The 18637-nt window shown below is 42.3% G+C and carries 18 protein-coding genes; 2 read left to right on the top strand and 16 right to left on the bottom strand.

All coding sequences use genetic code 11. The features are described 5' to 3' along the window. Positions 1–13 precede the first annotated feature (13 nt). The gene (gene htpG / locus MKY52_RS21250) at positions 14–1894 is read right to left on the bottom strand and encodes a molecular chaperone HtpG (protein ID WP_076286274.1); all 1881 of its coding nucleotides are present in this window, start codon (positions 1892–1894) and stop codon (positions 14–16) included. Between the two features lie 283 nt (positions 1895–2177). Between htpG and MKY52_RS21245 the strand changes: the two genes are divergently transcribed. Then, a complete protein-coding gene (locus tag MKY52_RS21245) occupies positions 2178–2588 on the top strand; it encodes a VOC family protein (RefSeq protein ID WP_042128790.1) in 411 nt (136 codons plus the stop codon). Here the strand turns inward: MKY52_RS21245 and MKY52_RS21240 are convergent. Then, entirely contained in the window at positions 2571–3446 is an 876-nt protein-coding gene (locus MKY52_RS21240) for a LysR family transcriptional regulator (protein WP_042189369.1), read from the bottom strand. The two genes, MKY52_RS21245 and MKY52_RS21240, sit on opposite strands and share 18 nt — an antisense overlap. A gap of 121 nt (positions 3447–3567) precedes the next feature. On the opposite strand from MKY52_RS21240, the gene dapA reads away from it, so the two are divergent. Continuing rightward, positions 3568–4464 (top strand): 4-hydroxy-tetrahydrodipicolinate synthase, encoded by an 897-nt coding sequence (dapA, locus tag MKY52_RS21235; protein ID WP_341053203.1) that lies wholly within the window; start codon positions 3568–3570, stop codon positions 4462–4464. Positions 4465–4676: 212 nt separating this feature from the next. Here dapA and MKY52_RS21230 read toward each other — a convergent pair whose 3' ends face one another. The 14 genes from MKY52_RS21230 to MKY52_RS21165 all read right to left on the bottom strand — a co-directional run bounded on the left by MKY52_RS21230 (position 4677) and on the right by MKY52_RS21165 (position 18566). Beyond that, positions 4677–6032 (bottom strand): DEAD/DEAH box helicase, encoded by a 1356-nt coding sequence (locus MKY52_RS21230; RefSeq protein ID WP_341053202.1) that lies wholly within the window; start codon positions 6030–6032, stop codon positions 4677–4679. 339 nt (positions 6033–6371) lie between these two features. After that, entirely contained in the window at positions 6372–6944 is a 573-nt protein-coding gene (pduL, locus tag MKY52_RS21225) for a phosphate propanoyltransferase (protein WP_042128797.1), read from the bottom strand. Between the two features lie 138 nt (positions 6945–7082). Then, positions 7083–8048: a dipeptidase gene (locus MKY52_RS21220; RefSeq protein ID WP_341053201.1), complete on the bottom strand. Its 966-nt coding sequence runs from the start codon at positions 8046–8048 to the stop codon at positions 7083–7085. Between the two features lie 148 nt (positions 8049–8196). Next, positions 8197–8457 (bottom strand): stage V sporulation protein S, encoded by a 261-nt coding sequence (locus MKY52_RS21215; protein WP_019910496.1) that lies wholly within the window; start codon positions 8455–8457, stop codon positions 8197–8199. A gap of 200 nt (positions 8458–8657) precedes the next feature. Then, the gene (locus MKY52_RS21210; RefSeq protein WP_042189389.1) at positions 8658–9452 is read right to left on the bottom strand and encodes a TIGR00282 family metallophosphoesterase; all 795 of its coding nucleotides are present in this window, start codon (positions 9450–9452) and stop codon (positions 8658–8660) included. A gap of 142 nt (positions 9453–9594) precedes the next feature. Continuing rightward, positions 9595–11136: a ribonuclease Y gene (rny, locus tag MKY52_RS21205; protein WP_042128807.1), complete on the bottom strand. Its 1542-nt coding sequence runs from the start codon at positions 11134–11136 to the stop codon at positions 9595–9597. A gap of 316 nt (positions 11137–11452) precedes the next feature. Continuing rightward, a complete protein-coding gene (locus MKY52_RS21200; protein ID WP_094870271.1) occupies positions 11453–12184 on the bottom strand; it encodes a regulatory protein RecX in 732 nt (243 codons plus the stop codon). Between the two features lie 165 nt (positions 12185–12349). Further along, a complete protein-coding gene (recA, locus tag MKY52_RS21195; protein WP_042128809.1) occupies positions 12350–13417 on the bottom strand; it encodes a recombinase RecA in 1068 nt (355 codons plus the stop codon). A gap of 299 nt (positions 13418–13716) precedes the next feature. Further along, entirely contained in the window at positions 13717–15003 is a 1287-nt protein-coding gene (locus MKY52_RS21190) for a competence/damage-inducible protein A (protein ID WP_042189391.1), read from the bottom strand. Between the two features lie 109 nt (positions 15004–15112). Then, positions 15113–15700 carry a CDP-diacylglycerol--glycerol-3-phosphate 3-phosphatidyltransferase gene (gene pgsA / locus MKY52_RS21185; RefSeq protein WP_036688397.1) on the bottom strand — a complete coding sequence of 196 codons (588 nt, stop codon included), beginning with the start codon at positions 15698–15700 and terminating at the stop codon, positions 15113–15115. Between the two features lie 153 nt (positions 15701–15853). Next, positions 15854–16345 (bottom strand): YajQ family cyclic di-GMP-binding protein, encoded by a 492-nt coding sequence (locus tag MKY52_RS21180; protein WP_042128814.1) that lies wholly within the window; start codon positions 16343–16345, stop codon positions 15854–15856. Between the two features lie 201 nt (positions 16346–16546). Continuing rightward, the gene (locus MKY52_RS21175; RefSeq protein ID WP_179086684.1) at positions 16547–16708 is read right to left on the bottom strand and encodes a hypothetical protein; all 162 of its coding nucleotides are present in this window, start codon (positions 16706–16708) and stop codon (positions 16547–16549) included. 79 nt (positions 16709–16787) lie between these two features. Continuing rightward, entirely contained in the window at positions 16788–17750 is a 963-nt protein-coding gene (locus MKY52_RS21170) for a RodZ domain-containing protein (RefSeq protein WP_341053199.1), read from the bottom strand. 48 nt (positions 17751–17798) lie between these two features. Beyond that, positions 17799–18566 carry a DUF3388 domain-containing protein gene (locus MKY52_RS21165; RefSeq protein ID WP_042128818.1) on the bottom strand — a complete coding sequence of 256 codons (768 nt, stop codon included), beginning with the start codon at positions 18564–18566 and terminating at the stop codon, positions 17799–17801. Positions 18567–18637 lie beyond the last annotated feature (71 nt).

Here is an 18637-nt window from a genome sequence, read left to right as displayed (position 1 = left end):
GCTTTTCTAATATCTATTTCATGATTTTGCAAATATCATTGGTGAATTGAACAGGATCACTAACCTGTAGACCTTCGATCAACAGTGCTTGGTTGTACAGCAGGTTCGTGTATAAACCGAGCTTCTCTTTATCGTTCTCAGCTGCTGCTTTCAAAGACTGGAAGACTTCGTGATGGATGTTGATTTCGAGTACCTTATCCGCTTGAACCTCTTGCCCATTCGGCATCGATTTCAGGATTTTTTCCATCTCGATTGTCAGTTCACCTTCAGCAGAGAGGCATACCGGATGAGTCTTCAAACGTTTGGAAGCTTTAACATTCTTCACTTTGCCGGACAAGATGTCCTTCATCGCTTCAAAAAGCTCCTTGTTTTCGTTCTCTTCCGCTTCCGTTGGCTTGTCCGCTTCGTCTGCTTCGATACCCAGATCACCACTGGATACGGATTTAAATTCTTTTTCTTTATAAGACATGATCATCTTGATCGCAAATTCATCAATATCATCAGTGAAGTAGAGAATTTCATACCCTTTATCCGATACAAGCTCGGTTTGTGGGAGCTTTTCGATTCTGTCGATCGACTCTCCGGATGCATAGTAGATGTACTTCTGATCTTCTGGCATTCTTGATACATATTCGTCCAGTGTTACCAGTTTCTTCTCCTTGGAGGAGTAGAACATCAGCAAATCTTGAAGTGTATCTTTGTGCATTCCATAATCGTTATACACACCAAACTTAAGCTGTCTGCCAAAAGCGTTATAGAACTGCTCGTATTTCTCTCTTTCATCCTTCAGCAAGCTTTGCAGTTGACTCTTCACTTTATTCTTAATGTTCTTAGCGATCAGAGTCAGCTGACGGTCATGCTGGAGCATTTCTCTGGAGATGTTTAGCGAAAGATCCTCTGAATCTACCATACCTTTTACAAAGCTAAAATAGTCAGGCAGCAGATCCGCACATTTGTTCATGATCAATACACCATTGGAATAGAGCTCAAGACCTTTTTCATATTCCTTTGTGTAATAATCAAATGGTGTATTTTCTGGGATAAACAAGATCGCATTATACACTACAGCACCATCGGCACTGATATGAATATGTTTAAGCGGCTTATCGAAGCCGTAACGTTTCTCTGCATAGAAGTTATCGTAATCTTCTGTAGTCAGCTCGTTTTTGTTCTTCCGCCAGATTGGCACCATACTGTTCACGGTTTGTTCTTGAACAACTTCCTCGAACTCGTTCTCTGTGCCTTCTTTTGGCTTCTGCTCCTTCACGTCCATTTTAATTGGGAAACGAATGAAGTCAGAATATTTTTTAATGATGGATTTCAGGCGATACTCTTCCAAATATTCATCGTATTGATCTTCTTCGGTATTCTCTTTAATCTTCAAAATCACTTCAGTTCCTACAGAATCCTTCTCGACAGGCTCGATAGTATAGCCATCAGCGCCCTTAGACTCCCATTTAAAGGCCTCGTCGCTACCAAGCGCCTTACTGATCACAATTACGTCATCTGCTACCATAAACGCAGCATAGAAGCCAACACCGAACTGTCCGATGATATTGTGACCATCTTTGGCTTCGTTCTCTTTCTTAAATGCAAGGGATCCGCTCTTCGCGATTGTTCCTAAGTTATTCTCCAGCTCTTCTTGTGTCATCCCGATACCTGTATCGGAGATCGTCAAAGTTCTGTTCGCCTTATCGGCAGTCACTTTAATATAATAATCTTCTTTATTGAAGACCAGGCTTTCATCAGCTAATGCTTTGTAATAGATCTTATCAATTGCATCACTTGCATTGGAAATCAACTCGCGCAGAAAAATTTCCCGTTGTGTATAAATGGAGTTAATCATCATTTCCAGCAATCTTTTCGATTCGGCTTTAAACTCTTTTTTGGCCATGAATAAGTAAATCTCCTTTCAAAATAACATCTTGTCCAACACTTTGTGATTAGCACTCTTATTAGATGAGTGCTAATTCTTCTTTTTATATAACATAAACTGATTTTGAATGTCAATATTTACAGCGACTTTCATTAAAGAATGCTATCTTTTGCATACAAATTTAAGATTTTATTGATCACTAATGACCCACTTGCGCGTAGGCTAATTCTATGTTTTAAATAGACTAGATGCATAAATTCCAAATAAAGGGTTATCATTATCAGACCTAGGAGGAATTCGAATGAATAAACAAGCGCAGTCCATTGTAAATTCTTCAGCAACAAGTCCCATTAAGAATTTGATTGGCAGTGTATTTATCCCCGTACACGATATTGAAAAAGCCCGTAGCTGGTATTGCCAAGTCCTAGGACTCCATGAAGCGGATCATCCGATTATGAACGGTCATTTATGCCCGTTAACTATGCAAGGAAGCACTGGGATCATTCTGGACACCATGCCCATGTGGGGAGGTTTAGAGCCTGAAGGCGCTCCTCCAATTACAACACCTGCTCTTATGCTTATAACCGATGATTTGCAAGACTCTTTCAACTATATGAAGGAGCTCGGTGTAGAGATAGTAACCGAAATTCAAGATCAACAATGGTTTGTGGTGAAAGACCCTGATGGGAATAAACTAATGATTTGCAAGTAACATTTGCGTTAGAAATTGCAATGGCTGAGACTTCCACTTCTTAGGATGCATCAAAAGCTGCAGATCAAAATGAATTTCTTGATGTGCGAATGGCAGCTCAGCCAAGTTCCCCCGCTCAATTTCTTCCTCTGCAACAATTTTAGGTAATAATGCAATCCCTAAACCATTCATAACACATCGTTTGATCGCTTCTAGATTCGAAAGCTCAAAACCAATGCGGAATATAATCCCGTGCTCTTTTAACAAATTCTCGAACAGACTCCGGTAAATACAGCTCTCTTCAGAAACAATTAATTCGCAGTTATTTAGATCCTGTAGCGTTACTGTATCCATCTGGGCAAGGGGATGGTTAATGGGGGCTATCAACACGAGTGGTTCATCTCTAATGATCGTACGATCAAGTAAAGAATCCGTAGTGGTACGATCGAGCATCAAACCAATGTCTACTTCCCCATCTTTTATTTTGGCCAAGAGGTTAGCTTCCTGCATCGTTTGTAGATGGATATCAAGTTTCGGAAATTTCGTCCTCAACTGCTGTAAGTAGGGTGGTAAGTAGAAAGCAGCTAATGAATCAATCGTACCAATCGTTAGCGTACCTCCAATTTGCTGGGCGATGGTTTCTTTAGAACGATCATACAGATCCAAAATCTCCACGAATAGCTTCAACAACTCTTCTCCAGGCGGGGTAAGACGCAGCTGTCGACCATGCCTTTCTATCAATGGCACTCCGTATTCCTTCTCTATTTTCTGTATTTGCATCGTAACGCTCGACTGCGCGTAACCCAGCTCTTCAGCAGCCCGTGTAAAGCTCTGACGTTTAGCTACCTCGCGGAATGTTCGTAAATAGGTTAAATCCATAACCTCACCCTAACATCAATATTTTTGATGATACACATCATTTATTATAGCTAACGACGATGCAACATTCCATGGTAAAGTGTATGTAGAGGAATTAAAATATTTTGGAGGCCGATAATTTATGCTTACAGAACAACAGATTTATGGAATTTATGTCCCCGTGGTCACCCCGTTCAATGCTGCTGGTGAAGTCGATCTGGATTCGTATCAGCGTTATGCAAAGAACATTATTAACAACAGCATACAAGGTCTGGTCGTTAATGGAACCACCGGTGAATCGCCAACTGTAACCGTAAATGAAATGCAGCTTCTAGTAAACACTTCTCGTGAGCTTTTACAATCAACATCTATCCCCTTAGTAGTCGGTACAGGAACCAATGACACAGCTTCTACGGTAGCACGCACAGAGATCGCAGCTAACCTTGGTGCGGATTGCGCACTAGTAGTCGTCCCTTATTATAGTCGTCCATCGCAAGATGGCATCATTGCCCATTTCCGCAAAGCAGCAGAAGTAGGTATTCCGATCATGGCTTATGACATTCCAAGTCGTACTGGTACTGCTATGACTCTAGACACTGCACGCACAATCCTAGAAATGAATAATGTTGTCGGATTAAAAGACTGCTCAGGTAGCACCAAAATGGTTACTGAACTAGTTCGTACAGGTAGCAAACCTGTGCTCGGCGGCGACGATTCACTCTTTTATGAAATGCTTAGCTCCGGGGCAGCTGGCGGTATGCTTGCTACTGCGAACGTTTATCCAGCAGAATGTATCCGTATATACGAAGCCTTCAAATCGGGTCAATTCGACTTGGCAAAAGAAAACTTTGAACAACTACTGCCGATCATCCGTCTCTTGTTCAAGGAATCGAACCCCGCTCCAATCAAATGGATGCTTAGCCAGAATGGCCTAATCAATTCGGATACGCTTCGCCTCCCAATGACTTCCATCAGCACAGCGCTTCAGCAAGAGCTTAGTTCTTATGTTCAGGACAATGCAATTGAAGCGACTGCATAAGAGAAAGTATAACAGCCGTTATACAGTGAGGAACTGTTTAGCGGCTATTTTTTTGCCTCTCTCCATTCTTAATGGTGATGATTACATCTGTATTTGTGTCAAAAACTATACCCTATCTTGATTCACCTTATCATCAAATAACAAAAAAACCATCAGATTTCTCTGACGGTTTTGAGATCTCACTATAAAAAACGTACAGCGTTCAAAGTAACTTATCTGCTGCTTGTTTGTCTTCCTTTAGTGAACCACTCGGACTTTGGCTTTAATGGAGGGTTAGACTTAGGTTTTGCTTTGGCAGGTTTAGATGCCGTTGGTTTTGCCCCCGCTGGTTTAGCTGTTGATGGTCTGGAAGTCGATGGTTTAGAAGATGCAGATCTCGAACCTGACGGTTTCGAAGATCTTTCTGTCTTCATTTGCGTTTTACGAGACATCGGATACGGATGATCCTTCACTTCTGGAATCGATTTTCCGATCAATTTCTCGATATCTTTAAGGAACGGAAGCTCTTCAGATTCGCAAAAAGATATTGCCGTTCCGCTTAACCCAGCTCTACCCGTACGACCGATCCGGTGCACATAGGTTTCTGGAATATTCGGCAAGTTGAAGTTGATTACATGAGATAACTCATCAATATCAATTCCTCGCGCGGCGATATCCGTAGCTACAAGAACGCGGGTTGCACCACTTTTAAAATTCCGCAATGCATTCTGACGATCATTCTGCGATTTATTGCCGTGAATGGCTTGTGCAGAAATGTTCACTTTCGCTAGATCGCGTGTAACACGGTCAGCACCACGTTTTGTACGAGTAAACACCAGCGCAGAAATGATTGATTTATCCTGTAACAAAAGATTCAATTGATTCTGCTTATTTCCATTCTCTAATAAATAGATCGATTGATCGATTCTATCCGCAGTAGATGACACGGGTGTGATTTCTACTTTTACTGGATTCACAAGCAAAGTTTTGATCAATTTGGAGATCTCAGTAGGCATTGTTGCCGAGAAGAACAGTGTTTGTTTCTTCGTTGGCATTTTGGCGATAATTCGCTTCACGTCATGAATGAAACCCATATCTAGCATGCGGTCAGCCTCATCCAAGACAAGAATTTGGACATACTGTAAATCCACACGTTTTTGATTGATCAGGTCGATAAGTCTTCCTGGTGTAGCAATTAAGATATCAGCACCTTGATTCAGGGCACGCTCTTGTACTTTCTGTGATACACCGCCAACGATGGCAGCAGAGCGAATATCTGTGTATTGGCTATACGCTTTTATGTTATCAGCAATTTGAATCGCTAGTTCTCTTGTCGGTGTTAAGATCAGCGAGCGAATGCGTCGCACATCGCTTGATTTATTGGGACTTGTTTGTTCGCTTAATAATTGAATAATAGGTACAGAAAATGCAGCTGTCTTTCCTGTTCCCGTTTGAGCACATCCAAGTAAATCTCTACCTGCTAATACAGCTGGGATCGATTGCTCCTGTATAGGTGTAGGTGATGTATAATTTTCTTTGGTTAAAGCCTTTAAAATCGCAGGCATAATATTCAGTTCGTTAAATGTCATTGGGTCTCCTTAATTTCTAATACATATATTCTTAACATTAAATCCATTTGTCACGTCATAAACAATAATCATAACACAATTAGTTACATAATAATAGATATTCTTTATCATCACACCAATTTTCATTAAAAATCCATTTCAGGATACCAGTACAATTAATAGCTAATAAGAGCTATGCAGTCCGATACCTTAGCAAAACACATCAAAATACCGAAATAGCTGCTATACAGTCTGAAAAATGTTTAAGTATGCGTATCAGCCAAATAATGTTACCCAATACACAACAAAAAAAGCGAAGGATTTCTCCCCCGCTTCTTATCATTCGAATAACTATGAAGACTAGTCTACGATTTCAGCAGTGTCGCCATTGTTGGCACCAGCAGCATTAGCTTCGTCAGTATCAATATGCATATCAAGTTTGAAGCTGTCGGATACACGAGCAATTACGTTCTCCAATACGAGACCGCGGTCGCCACCGAGACGAACTTTAAGCAATTGCTTATCCGCAATGCCCCAAGCTTCAGCTTCAGAAGTGTGGAAGTGAATGTGACGAGCTGCGATGATAACGCCTTGTTCTAATTCAACTTCACCAGCAGGTCCTTTGAGCGTAATGCCAGGTGTTCCTTCAATATTTCCAGATTCGCGAACTGGAGCTTTCACGCCAAGTGCGAAGGAGTCAGTACGGGAAATTTCTAATTGGGAAGCCGGACGTGCAGGTCCCAAAATTCTTACCTTGTCAAATTTACCTTTGCTACCGATAACTGCTACTTGTTCATTTGCTGCAAATTGTCCTGGTTGGGAAAGTGGTTTGAACTCAGTTAATTGATATCCTGGGCCAAACAGAGCCTCCACGTGCTCTTGCGTAAGGTGAATATGTCTAGCCGACACACCTACGGGTACAGTCTTACTCATTGTAAAGTCACTCCTTGTATTTTCTCTAGTATCTGTACAAGCCATTAACCATTATACATCTTCTTACCCAAAAATAAAAAGGGCTGCATCATAACGAAGCCCCTTTTTTCGACAATTTTTGTTTTTTGCACAAGATTGTCATGGATTAGACACCTGAGAGGGCAAGTTTGCGCTTAAAAAAGAGGTCGCATTCTCATACATCCAGCCTTTCACAGTATCCTCTGAATAATAACGAAGCAGCTGCTCTATAAGATCAGGGTATTTTCCCGGATGCTCCAACTTCTCTACCCAAGTATCAATGCCGTCAAAATCCGAGCCAAACATCATATGCTTCTCACCGCCGAGACTACATACATGTTCAATGTGCTTTAACAAATCATCCATCCGAGCTTTCCCATCATCACTTACAAACCAAGGATAAAAGGTCAGGCCCATTCTTCCATCCATTGCAATCAAAGCTTTAATCTGTTCATCATTTAAATTTCTAACATGCCCACATATAGCCGCAGCATTCGAATGGGAAGCAATAAACGGACGATTGCTTAAATCAGCCAACTCCCAGAACCCCGCTTGTGACAAATGCGACACATCAAGCAGCATTCCACTTTCGTTGCACCATTCTATCAGCTTTCTCCCTTTTTCCGTAAATCCACCATTACGCTTCTCTAGCACACCATCTGCTGCCCAGTTCGCATAATTCCAAGTCACACCAAGAAACCGTACTCCAAGTTCGAAGCAGAGCTGAGCATAGAACAAGTTCCCTTCTAAGCCGTCTACGCCCTCCAGAGAGAGCATTGCTTGTGGAGGTGCGCCTACTGATCGATTCCCTACTTGCTCCTTCCACTGTAACCACTGAAGCCCATCTGTGTTCACTATCTTTTGCCTAAAGAGATCAATTTGCCCTAGAACATGTTCAAAGCTTGGTTTTCCTCTGTTAGTTGAAAGATATATTGCAAAACATTGCAACTCCACTCCACCAGAAGCCAGCCGCTCTGCAGTAACATCTAATCGAGGATCATTGTCAAAATTTATATCTGGGGAGGCTTGCATTTTGCTTAGCACATCACAATGGAAATCCGCTACTTTAAACTTATCAGCCCTCATTTTACAACCCCACTTTCTCACAGTCCCAGCCGTTCATTTCATTTCCAAATGCCTATTTCAGATACTATGCAAAAAAACGCCAGACTATAAATCAAAAGCAAAAAACCTGTTTACAAAAGTAAACAGGTTCAATCATTCTATAGGTCTATTATCTGGGTTCAACAATCAGTTTAATCGCGGTTCGATCTTCCCCATCAATCACTATATCAGTGAACGCAGGAATGCAGATCAAATCTACTCCGCTTGGTGCAACAAATCCCCGGGCAATGGCAACTGCTTTGACTGCTTGATTCAGTGCTCCAGCTCCAATAGCTTGTAATTCGGCCGATCCACGTTCACGAAGAACACCCGCTAATGCGCCGGCGACGGAATTTGGATTGGATTTAGCTGATACTTTTAATACATCCATAGTAAGTACCTCCCCTGGGAAAATAATGGTGTTCTTCCACTACTTTAGATGTTATTCGCGAGAGAAGAAATAATTCCTTCTTTTTACGGACCACGTCTTCCAAAAACGGTATAAAAGATACTCTTTTATGATATTAAAAATATCACACTTTACCCTAACTCAGCGAAATTACCCGGATTAAACCATACTCTGTTCTACGTTTAGCTCATAACCCATTCATCTTCACGTAACCGTATCTTCTCCAGACGAGTTGCCGCACCAGTATTTTCATCTAATTCTGCAAATAAACCGTGAAGCTGCCACTTGCCTTCATCGACAACAAATCGTGCTGGAAGCTGAGTTGTGAACTTATAAAGTACTGCATCTCTTTCCATACCCAGAATTCCTTCGCTTGAACCAACCATTCCCGCATCGGTCAAATACGCAGTTCCTCCTGGTAAAATCACATCATCATTTGTCTGAACATGAGTATGTGTCCCAACAACAATCGATGCACGACCATCCATAAAATATCCCATGGCGATTTTCTCAGAGGTTACCTCTGCATGGAAATCGACTAAAATACATTTGTGATCTCTACGAAGCTCTTCCACAATTTCTTCCCCGACACGGAAAGGACAATCGATAGCAGGTAAGAATGTCCGGCCTTGCAAATTTACTATGGCCAGTTCTTTACCGTTCCCTTTAACGACTGTATAACCTCTTCCCGGTGTTCCTGGCGGAAAATTAGCGGGACGAATAATCCGAGCCTCATCATCGATGAACTCAAAAATATCTTTGTTGTCCCATGTGTGGTTTCCCATAGTTATACCGTGAACGCCCCAGTTAAAAAACTCATTAGCGATCGCCTTGGTGATCCCTCTACCGGCAGCAGAATTTTCACCATTAACAATAATGATATGTGGCTGATATTTACTTTTTAGTGAGGGCAACATCTCACGAAGAGCCTTTCTGCCAACATTTCCAACGATATCTCCAATAAATAGTACTTTAATGATTCTCTCCTCCTAATCATAACTGCTATATCTAATGGATAAGACCTCATATTCAAAAGAAAAAAGGCCCCGCTTAGGGGCCAATTCTCAACAAATATAAGAAAGTATAAGTTACATCTTATCCCTTAACCTTATATTCCACCTATTTAGCGTATTCAACAGCCCGTGTCTCACGAATAACGGTAACTTTGATATGTCCTGGATAATCCAGTTCACTTTCAATCATTTTCGTAATATCGCGAGCTAGACGGAATGCCTCTGCATCGTCAATCTTCTCTGGCTGTACCATCACGCGTACCTCACGGCCCGCCTGAATAGCAAATGATTTCTCAACGCCTTCGAATGACTCTGAGATTTCTTCCAGTTTTTCTAGACGTTTAATATACGTTTCCAGTGTTTCACGGCGTGCGCCAGGTCTTGCTGCTGACAATGCATCAGCTGCACCAACCAACATAGCAATAACCGAGGTAGCTTCGCAATCTCCATGATGAGACGCGATACTGTTGATAACAACCGGATGTTCCTTATATTTCTTCGCTAGTTCAACGCCGATCTCAACATGCGAGCCTTCTACTTCATGATCCAGCGCTTTGCCGATATCATGGAGCAATCCTGCACGTTTTGCAAGCACGATGTCTTCCCCAAGCTCACCGGCCATCAGTCCAGTTAAATAAGCAACCTCCATGGAGTGCTTCAATACATTTTGACCATAGCTTGTACGGAATTTCAGACGACCCAGAATCTTGATCAAATCTGGATGCAATCCGTGAACACCCACTTCGAAAGTAGCTTGTTCACCATATTCGCGAATTCGTTCGTCCACTTCTTTACGGGATTTCTCCACCATCTCTTCAATTCGAGCGGGATGGATACGTCCATCTGCCACAAGCTTCTCAAGTGCCGTACGGGCCACTTCACGGCGGATCGGATCAAATCCCGACAAAATAACTGCTTCCGGCGTATCATCAATAATGAGGTCGATACCTGTAAGAGTTTCGAGTGCACGAATATTACGGCCTTCACGACCGATAATCCGCCCCTTCATCTCTTCGTTCGGCAGGGTAACAACTGAAACTGTTGTCTCCGCTACGTGATCAGCTGCACAGCGTTGGATAGCGAGTGTGATGATTTCGCGGGATTTCTTATCCGCTTCCTCTTTCGCCTGCTGTTCAATCTCTTTGATCATTTGAGCCGTTTCATGGCGAACTTCTTGCTCAACATTGCTAAGAATAATACTTCTTGCATCTTCGATGCTTAAATTGGAAATTCTCTCCAATTCAGTGACTTGGTTTTTGTAAATAACATCAATTTGCTGTTGGGTTTCATCAATTCGTTTCTCTTTGTTAGCTACTTGTTCTTCTTTTCTTTCAAGCGATTCCATTTTTTTATCCAGAGATTCTTCCTTTTGCAGCAAACGTCTCTCTTGCCGTTGGATTTCATTCCGACGTTCACGAGTTTCTTTCTCAGCTTCAGTACGGATTCTATGGACTTCGTCCTTAGCTTCCAATACTGTTTCTTTCTTCAGCGCCTCTGCGTCTTTCTTCGCGTTCTCCACGATGACTACGGCTTCTCTTTCTGCGCTTTGAATTTTAGCTTCTGCAAGGGATTTACGAATAAAATAACCGAACCCAAAGAATAATGCAGCTACAACGAGAACGATAATGACCCAGATCCATGCTTGCATCTGTTCACCTCCTCGTTGGTTCCTCTCCAAGGTATATCCCTGGGAATTGTGCAGTTGTTAAACTATCCGTTCATCACCATACAAAAAACCGGTAAATAACCGATTGCCATACTGCACATGCTGCACATGCACACTGCCCGCCTTATCCGGCGATTACATTTCATATGAGTTGTACGCGAACCGTTTTAAAAAGTCACCTTTTTGGGAAGGAAAAAGGATTCTTACTTTATGCCGATTCATGTTATATTTTATTATTTATAAAAAGACATTGTCAAGAGAGTCGATATGCGCATTAATGTCAAGAGAATCAGTGAGTCTAGTAAAATTCCTCATCTTCACCCTCATAATTGTCTTCCTCAAGTAAAGTATTGATCACTTGTCGCACCATATCACCCGAGAATCCACGCCGCATTAAGAAGGCTCCAGTCTTTCTGCGCTTATCTGTGGCTTCACCACGAATAAGATTCCATTTCTTACGACCAATCTGAAGTGCACTCTCTAGTTCTTGTTCAGGACTGACATTCTCCAGTGCTTCCGAGATCAAGGTTTTGTCGATTCCTTTCTCACGTAGCTCTTGGCGAATCCACATTTTCCCTTTTCGCTGGTTCGTAATGCGTTGCTCCGCCCATTGCTTTGCATACAAGGGGTCATCAAGAAATCTTTCCTGCTGTAGCCGTTGCACCACTTCCGCAATAATAGTCTCCCCTATTTCCTTCTGCCGTAAACGGCGAGTCATTTCCATAGCGGTACGTGGCTTCCGTTCTAGATAACGAAGTCCTTCTACATAAGCTCGTTGTCGCTCATCAGCAACAACAATTTCCTCCAAATCGGCTTTCATAAAAGAATTTCCAGTAATCATCCGATATTTAATCATGACGTCTTCGTGTACAGTCATGTTATAGGCTCCGAAATGTATGATGTAGCGGTGGTCCGACTTCTTCTGACGTTCTACCTTAGTAATTTCTAAAAGTTCTCCATCAGGAAAATCAGATAGGACCTGTACGTCCTGCTCATCCGATTCAAAATCCATATCCAGCTGTATTACCATAGTTGCTTGTCACCTCATAGCAATAAAATATCCCCACAAAGTGCGGCTTAACTTCGGTGCGTACTCAGGTACTTTGGGGGGACCCCAAATATATATGTTCTTACACTGTTAAGAAAAGACACCCTGCAACAATGAATCACAGGGCGTCCTATTCCTTAGTAAATTCTATTGTTCGATTTCGAGAAGTAGCTTTTCTTCTTCCTCTTGCTCTGCAATGATTTCCGCTTCATTTGGTGCAGCAACAATAGTGGACAGGTTACTTGCTTCACGGATCTTGTTCTCAATGATAAGTGCAATATCTTGATGTTCTTTCAAGAACTGTTTGGCATTCTCACGTCCTTGACCGAGACGCTCACCCTCATAGGAATACCATGCACCACTCTTATTCACGATGTCCATTTCAGTACCGATGTCTACAAGACTTCCTTCTCTGGAAATCCCTTCACCATACATGATATCAACATCAGCTTGTTTAAATGGAGGTGCTACCTTATTCTTCACAATCTTGATCTTGGTGCGGTTACCTACAACGTCGTTACCCATCTTAATACTTTCGACACGACGAACATCCAACCGTACGGAAGAATAGAATTTCAACGCCCGACCACCCGGGGTTGTCTCAGGGTTACCGAACATAACTCCAATTTTCTCACGAAGCTGGTTAATAAAGATAGCAATTGTATTCGATTTACTAATGGCACCAGATAGCTTCCGAAGCGCTTGAGACATCAAACGAGCCTGTAGGCCGACGTGAGAGTCACCCATATCACCTTCGATTTCCGCTTTAGGAACCAACGCAGCTACGGAGTCAACGACAATAATGTCTACTGCACCACTACGGACAAGTGCTTCAGCAATCTCAAGTGCCTGTTCACCCGTATCTGGCTGAGATAGCAACAATTCATCAATGTTTACGCCCAAGTTACGTGCATACTTCGGATCGAGCGCATGCTCAGCATCGATAAATGCAGCTTGTCCTCCTTGTTTTTGCACTTCTGCAATAGCATGAAGAGCAACAGTCGTTTTACCGGAGGATTCAGGTCCGTATACTTCAATAATACGTCCCTTTGGAAGTCCGCCTATACCTAACGCAATATCAAGTGCCAAAGATCCGCTAGGTACAACTTCCACTTGCATATGAGTGGATTCTCCCAGTTTCATGATCGAACCTTTACCAAATTGTTTTTCTATTTGACGAAGCGCCATATCAAGCGCTGCACGACGATCTGACAATCAGACCACTTCCTTCACTGTTTATAATAATATAATAACGTGTTTTTGAGGTCTTGCCAAGCTTTTTTTCGAACATACATTCGTTTTTTTTGTCTCAAGCGTTAATTATCCCTTTTATTGTAAGCCTCCCTCCGGACATAGAAGTTAACTGATTTCTCTACTTCACCGGACATCAACGACTTATGATCAAAACCAAAACAGCGATCAAAATCTCCGCAGATATACAAAAAACCGCAGCAAAGAAATCTCAGTGCCACGGTTCTTCCGTATGTCTCAATTATAACTGGGCTAATCTCCCATTACAAGTCTGAGCCTTCAAGAGGTGTCTCCACCTTCCGTTCCTCAAGTCTGCGCCATAGACGATACAACAGAGCTTTAACAGTACGCAGTCGTATATTTTCACGTGTACCTTTAAGATTAAGCTCATACACCTCTGTCTTACGCCCGCGTTCAGCTAAACCAATAAATACAAGTCCGACTGGCTTACGTTCAGAATAGCCTGGTCCCGCTACACCAGTTACAGATAAACCGAAATCACTATCCGCGATCATTCTCACCTGATCAGCTAACACCTCGGCAACTTCACGACTAACTGCCCCTGGAGCATCTGGCCCCTCCAAATAAGCACTTGGCACATTCAGAAGCTTTTTCTTCAGGTCGTTGGAATAACAGACGATTCCTCCCGCAAACATCGAAGCACTGCCTGGAATGTTAGTTATACTCTCCATCAGTAAGCCTCCAGTGCAACTCTCTGCCGCACTTAAAGTCAGACCTGCATCCGCCATCCAATCCACAATCAATTGTTCCAGTGGCACATCAATATTTGCATATAAATGTTCTGGCAAAATCTCTTTGATCTGTTTCTCCAGAATCTCCAGCTTCTTGTAAGCTTCATGCTCGGAAGGCGCCTTTGTCGAAATACGAACGGTTACCTCTCCCTCTTTAGCGTAAGGAGCTATGGTTGGGTCTGTCTGGCTGTGAATAAGATCAATGAGCTTATCCTCAAGCAGTGATTCTCCGATACCGGCAAATTTAAGCATTTTAGAATAAAGTGGCATTTCTGTCGTCAGAGCGTGCTGCTGGAGCCACGGTACAGCTTTATCTACGAACATCGGCTTCATCTCGCGAGGCGGACCAGGAAGCACAATATAATATTTCTTTTCATGCTCAAAAGCAATGCCAACAGCAAGACCAATCTCATTTGGCAACGGTGTAGTTCCTTCAATTATAAGTGCCTGTTTACGATTATTCTCCGTCATTACAATCTTTCGATCATCAAAGAATCGTTGTACATGATCCATTGCCAAGCGATCTATATGAAGTGTGCGACCTAAGGAAGCAGCCAGCGCGTCCTTCGTTAGATCATCTTCTGTAGGACCAATACCACCGGTAAATATGATAACATCCGCTCTGCTTTGAGCGATCTCAATGGCTTGCTGCAAGCGACTGCTGTTATCCCCAACTACGGTTTGAAAATATACATCAATCCCAATAGCAGCTAGCTCAATAGACAAAAACTGGGCATTACTATTTACGATTTGACCGAGCAAAAGCTCCGTGCCTACTGCAATAATCTCCGCTTTCATACCTGGCTTTCGCCTCCTCGTTATAATGTAGATACACTGCTTTTAGGGTTTAAAAAAGGTAATAGGTGCTTTACCTATTACCTCTCCTATATGTAGCTGCCTAAAACGCTTAAGCATTATGCAGCTGTAATAGATCCTTATTCTTCACAAAATAATCAATTCCAGAGTAAATAGTGATCAAGGCTGCAGCCCAGATGGCAATATCGTCTACAGGAATGCTGACGAATTGAAATGGGAAATTATTTAACAACAGCAGTGAGATCGCTACAATTTGTACAACCGTCTTTATCTTACCCCATTTGCTGGCGGCAACCACTTTTCCCTCTAACAATGCTATCTGGCGAAGCCCGGTTACTGCGAACTCACGACTAATGATAACAATTGCGATCCATGAATCACATCTGCCCAATTCCACAAGTGAAATCAGAACTGCAGAAACTAACAGCTTGTCCGCTAACGGATCAAGGAGCTTACCGAGATTGGTGACCATATTATATTTCCTTGCTATGTAGCCGTCTATTCCATCTGTGCTCGCTGCAAGCAAAAAGATTACAGCTGCCACCAAATGATTAACAGATAGCTGAAAAGAGCCCCAATGTATCGGTTCTGGATAAAAACTGAAATCCACCAGTAAGAAAAACATCATAATCGGGATCAGGCAAATACGTGCTAGCGTGATGCGGTTGGGCAAATTCACTGAAGTTCCTCCCCTAAATCGTTCATACAAATTGCCTGAGTCAGGCTCATCTATTTCTACTTAAGCAAGTATATTATAGCTATAAATAGGTGTCAAAAAAAATACAAAGCACCCCGCATAATGGCGCTGATAAGCACTGCGGGGTACAAAATGCTATTTTAAGTTGTTGAACTGCAGGTCCAGAGGCAAATCAGCTTTACGTAAAATCTGGATAATTTGTTGTAAATCATCGCGACTCTTACCAGTTACGCGGATCTGATCTCCTTGAATCTGGCTCTTCACCTTCAATTTCGAATCACGAATCAGGATGTTAATTTTTTTTGCGTTCTCCTGATCAATCCCTTGCTTAAGACCTAAACGCTGACGAACACTACCCAGAGAAGCAGGCTCCACTTTGCCGAAATCCAAGTTTTTCAGCGTGATACCTCTCTTCACCATCTTCGATTGTAAAATATCAATAACAGCGTTTAACTTATATTCGTCCTCAGAGGCGATAATAAGTGCGTCTTTCTCCAGCTTCAGACTGCTCTTGCTGTTCTTAAAGTCAAAGCGGTTGTCAATTTCTTTCTCTGTTTGGTGGATCGCATTGGTTAATTCCTGCATATCCATTTTAGATACGATATCAAATGAACTTTCTGAACTCATAACTACACGTCCTTTGTACTTTTTAGTCTGCTACTATTATAAAAGAATGATACCCTTAAGTCTAATATTGGATAATATGTACCTCACCCGACACAGAAAACAGCCCCACATAGTGGAGCTTTCCCTTCGAAATGAGTTGTGTTTCAGGTAGAAATACGTCTCCAATGGAAAATACCCTTGGAGACGCACATTCTAAATTCTCTATCTGCTTCGAAGCGGGCTTCGAAACATATCTAGAATTCCAAGCACGATATGTGCAAGACCGAACCCGAGAATTCCATAACCCCAAGCACTTGGTGTCATATAGTATCCGATAAGACTGACAACAACCCCAAGTCCAGCTACAATCCAGCTAACAATCATGAATGTACACCCCACTTTGGCTAAGAACTAGAAACAGTCTTATGTTCCCCGCAAAGCCAAAGTTTATGCATCATTTTTCTTATTGGCCTGTTTCATTAGTCTGGTCGGTAGTATCGGTGGTACCTTCATTCTGGGTCGTTTCACTTCCTGTACCATCATCCAGATTAAGTAGCAGACGAGATGAGGTCTTTTCATCCGTAATTACTTGTCCATTGACAGTAATCTCAGTAGCTGGTGAATAACCAGATTTAATATACATTCCTTCACTTCCAAGCACAAAGCTCATACGATCTCCTGCCGCTGTGTTACCAAATGAGAGTTTTTCACCTTTTGAGTTCTCACCTTTATACACCTCAAGCCAGCTTACCCCAGTAGCAGAAATCTCAACCTTAACTTCACTTCCAGCCGGAGCTGAAACTTTGAATTTTGTTGTTTTTCCTGCTTTCCCATCCGGTGTAACTGTAATGGATTGCGGGGAAAGCGTTGGTGTTGGTAATGGCGTTGGCTCTGCAGTAGGTTCAGTTGTTGCTTCTGTTCCTGCCGAAGAAGTTGGCGCCACAACTCCACCTCCTGAAGCCGGTGGAGATGTTTGAGCAGTCGTAGGATCCTGCTGTTCATTCGTCAGATTCGTCTGATCAATCTGATCAGGATCCGGTTTGTTCAAACTAGATGCATAAATGTAAATCACAACAATAATTAATATTGGAAATGTCCACATTAGCACTGTTGGCAGCCATTTTGCATTCCGTTCGGTTTCAGGTCTACGGCTGCGTTTTTGAATCACCGTTTCCATGGCTGTGTCTTCGGGAGGTGCAGGTACATTCCCATGCTCCTCTAGCAGTTCGTCAGGACTCATCCCTACTGCCTCTGCGTACGTTTTGATAAACGCCCTAACATAAAAACTTCCTGGAAGCACCTTATAGTCTCCAGACTCGATGGCTTCCAAATACTTTTTGCGAATTTTCGTTACTTCCTGGACATCGTCAAGACTCATCCCTTTTTGCAGACGCGCCTCTTTCAATTGCCGGCCCAGTTCCGACATACCATCACCTCCTGTAAATTTCAATGAATATCATTGTTCATTCTTGTTCTATAAATCATCACTGTAGCTAGTCGTAAACGACTCGTACAATATTTCTTCATTTGGATTATTGCGAAGCTCGATAATAATATCAAAATCATCAAAGGTGTACTCAGATTCCCGCACAAAAATATCTGGATGCTCGATCACTTTCGTGCTTGGCATACTCATAACATTTTGTAATAAATTATAATGCTTCTCATTAGAGCGGATCGTACTAACAATACCGTCAATAATAAATACATTATGTGGGTTCATCTCATCTTCTGCTAATTGACTTCGAACCGTCTGACGTAAAAGTGTCGAGGAGACAAATGTCCAACGCTTCATCGCGCAGACACTGCCAGCAATGATTGATTCCGTCTTTCCTACACGGGGCATACCTCGAAGTCCTATTACCTGATTTCCATCTTTTTTAAACAGTTCCCCGAGAAAATCGACCAATAGACCAAGCTCATCCCGAGTAAAACGAAACGTCTTCCGATCATCTGAATCCCGTTCAATATATCGCCCATGGCGCACAGCCAGCTTGTCTACGAGTCTTGGAGACCGCAGAGCTGAAACTGTAATATTATCAACTTTCTTGAGCATTTCGCCCATCAGCATTATTTTGTCATCATCATTGGTCTCCAGCAACATTCCGCGAGTCTTTCCTTCAACGCCATTAATCGTCAGAATGTTGACTTCTAGCATCCCTAACATTGAAGCGATATCACCAAGCAGACCGGGTCTGTTCTTGTGAATCTTGTATTCCATATACCATTGTTTATATTCCACTTGTACACCTCATAGATTCCTTTTCCCGCACTTTGATATACATCAAAAAAATGCCGTTCAGACAAAGCGGT

It is taken from the genome of Paenibacillus sp. FSL P4-0184 (assembly GCF_038004625.1).
Taxonomy (GTDB): Bacteria; Bacillota; Bacilli; order Paenibacillales; family Paenibacillaceae; genus Paenibacillus_AQ.
This window is presented reverse-complemented; position numbering and strand designations above follow the sequence as displayed.

Coding starts and splice junctions, on each gene's coding strand:
- MKY52_RS21245 (WP_042128790.1), top strand. CDS start 2,178: ATGAATAAACAAGCGCAGTCCATTGTAAATTCTTCAGCAACAAGTCCC.
- dapA (WP_341053203.1), top strand. CDS start 3,568: ATGCTTACAGAACAACAGATTTATGGAATTTATGTCCCCGTGGTCACC.
- pduL (WP_042128797.1), bottom strand. CDS start 6,944: ATGAGTAAGACTGTACCCGTAGGTGTGTCGGCTAGACATATTCACCTT.
- MKY52_RS21215 (WP_019910496.1), bottom strand. CDS start 8,457: ATGGATGTATTAAAAGTATCAGCTAAATCCAATCCAAATTCCGTCGCC.
- MKY52_RS21200 (WP_094870271.1), bottom strand. CDS start 12,184: ATGGTAATACAGCTGGATATGGATTTTGAATCGGATGAGCAGGACGTA.
- MKY52_RS21240 (WP_042189369.1), bottom strand. CDS start 3,446: ATGGATTTAACCTATTTACGAACATTCCGCGAGGTAGCTAAACGTCAG.
- MKY52_RS21190 (WP_042189391.1), bottom strand. CDS start 15,003: ATGAAAGCGGAGATTATTGCAGTAGGCACGGAGCTTTTGCTCGGTCAA.
- MKY52_RS21175 (WP_179086684.1), bottom strand. CDS start 16,708: ATGATTGTTAGCTGGATTGTAGCTGGACTTGGGGTTGTTGTCAGTCTT.
- MKY52_RS21170 (WP_341053199.1), bottom strand. CDS start 17,750: ATGTCGGAACTGGGCCGGCAATTGAAAGAGGCGCGTCTGCAAAAAGGG.
- MKY52_RS21220 (WP_341053201.1), bottom strand. CDS start 8,048: ATGAGGGCTGATAAGTTTAAAGTAGCGGATTTCCATTGTGATGTGCTA.
- MKY52_RS21180 (WP_042128814.1), bottom strand. CDS start 16,345: ATGAGTTCAGAAAGTTCATTTGATATCGTATCTAAAATGGATATGCAG.
- MKY52_RS21230 (WP_341053202.1), bottom strand. CDS start 6,032: ATGACATTTAACGAACTGAATATTATGCCTGCGATTTTAAAGGCTTTA.
- rny (WP_042128807.1), bottom strand. CDS start 11,136: ATGCAAGCATGGATCTGGGTCATTATCGTTCTCGTTGTAGCTGCATTA.
- htpG (WP_076286274.1), bottom strand. CDS start 1,894: ATGGCCAAAAAAGAGTTTAAAGCCGAATCGAAAAGATTGCTGGAAATG.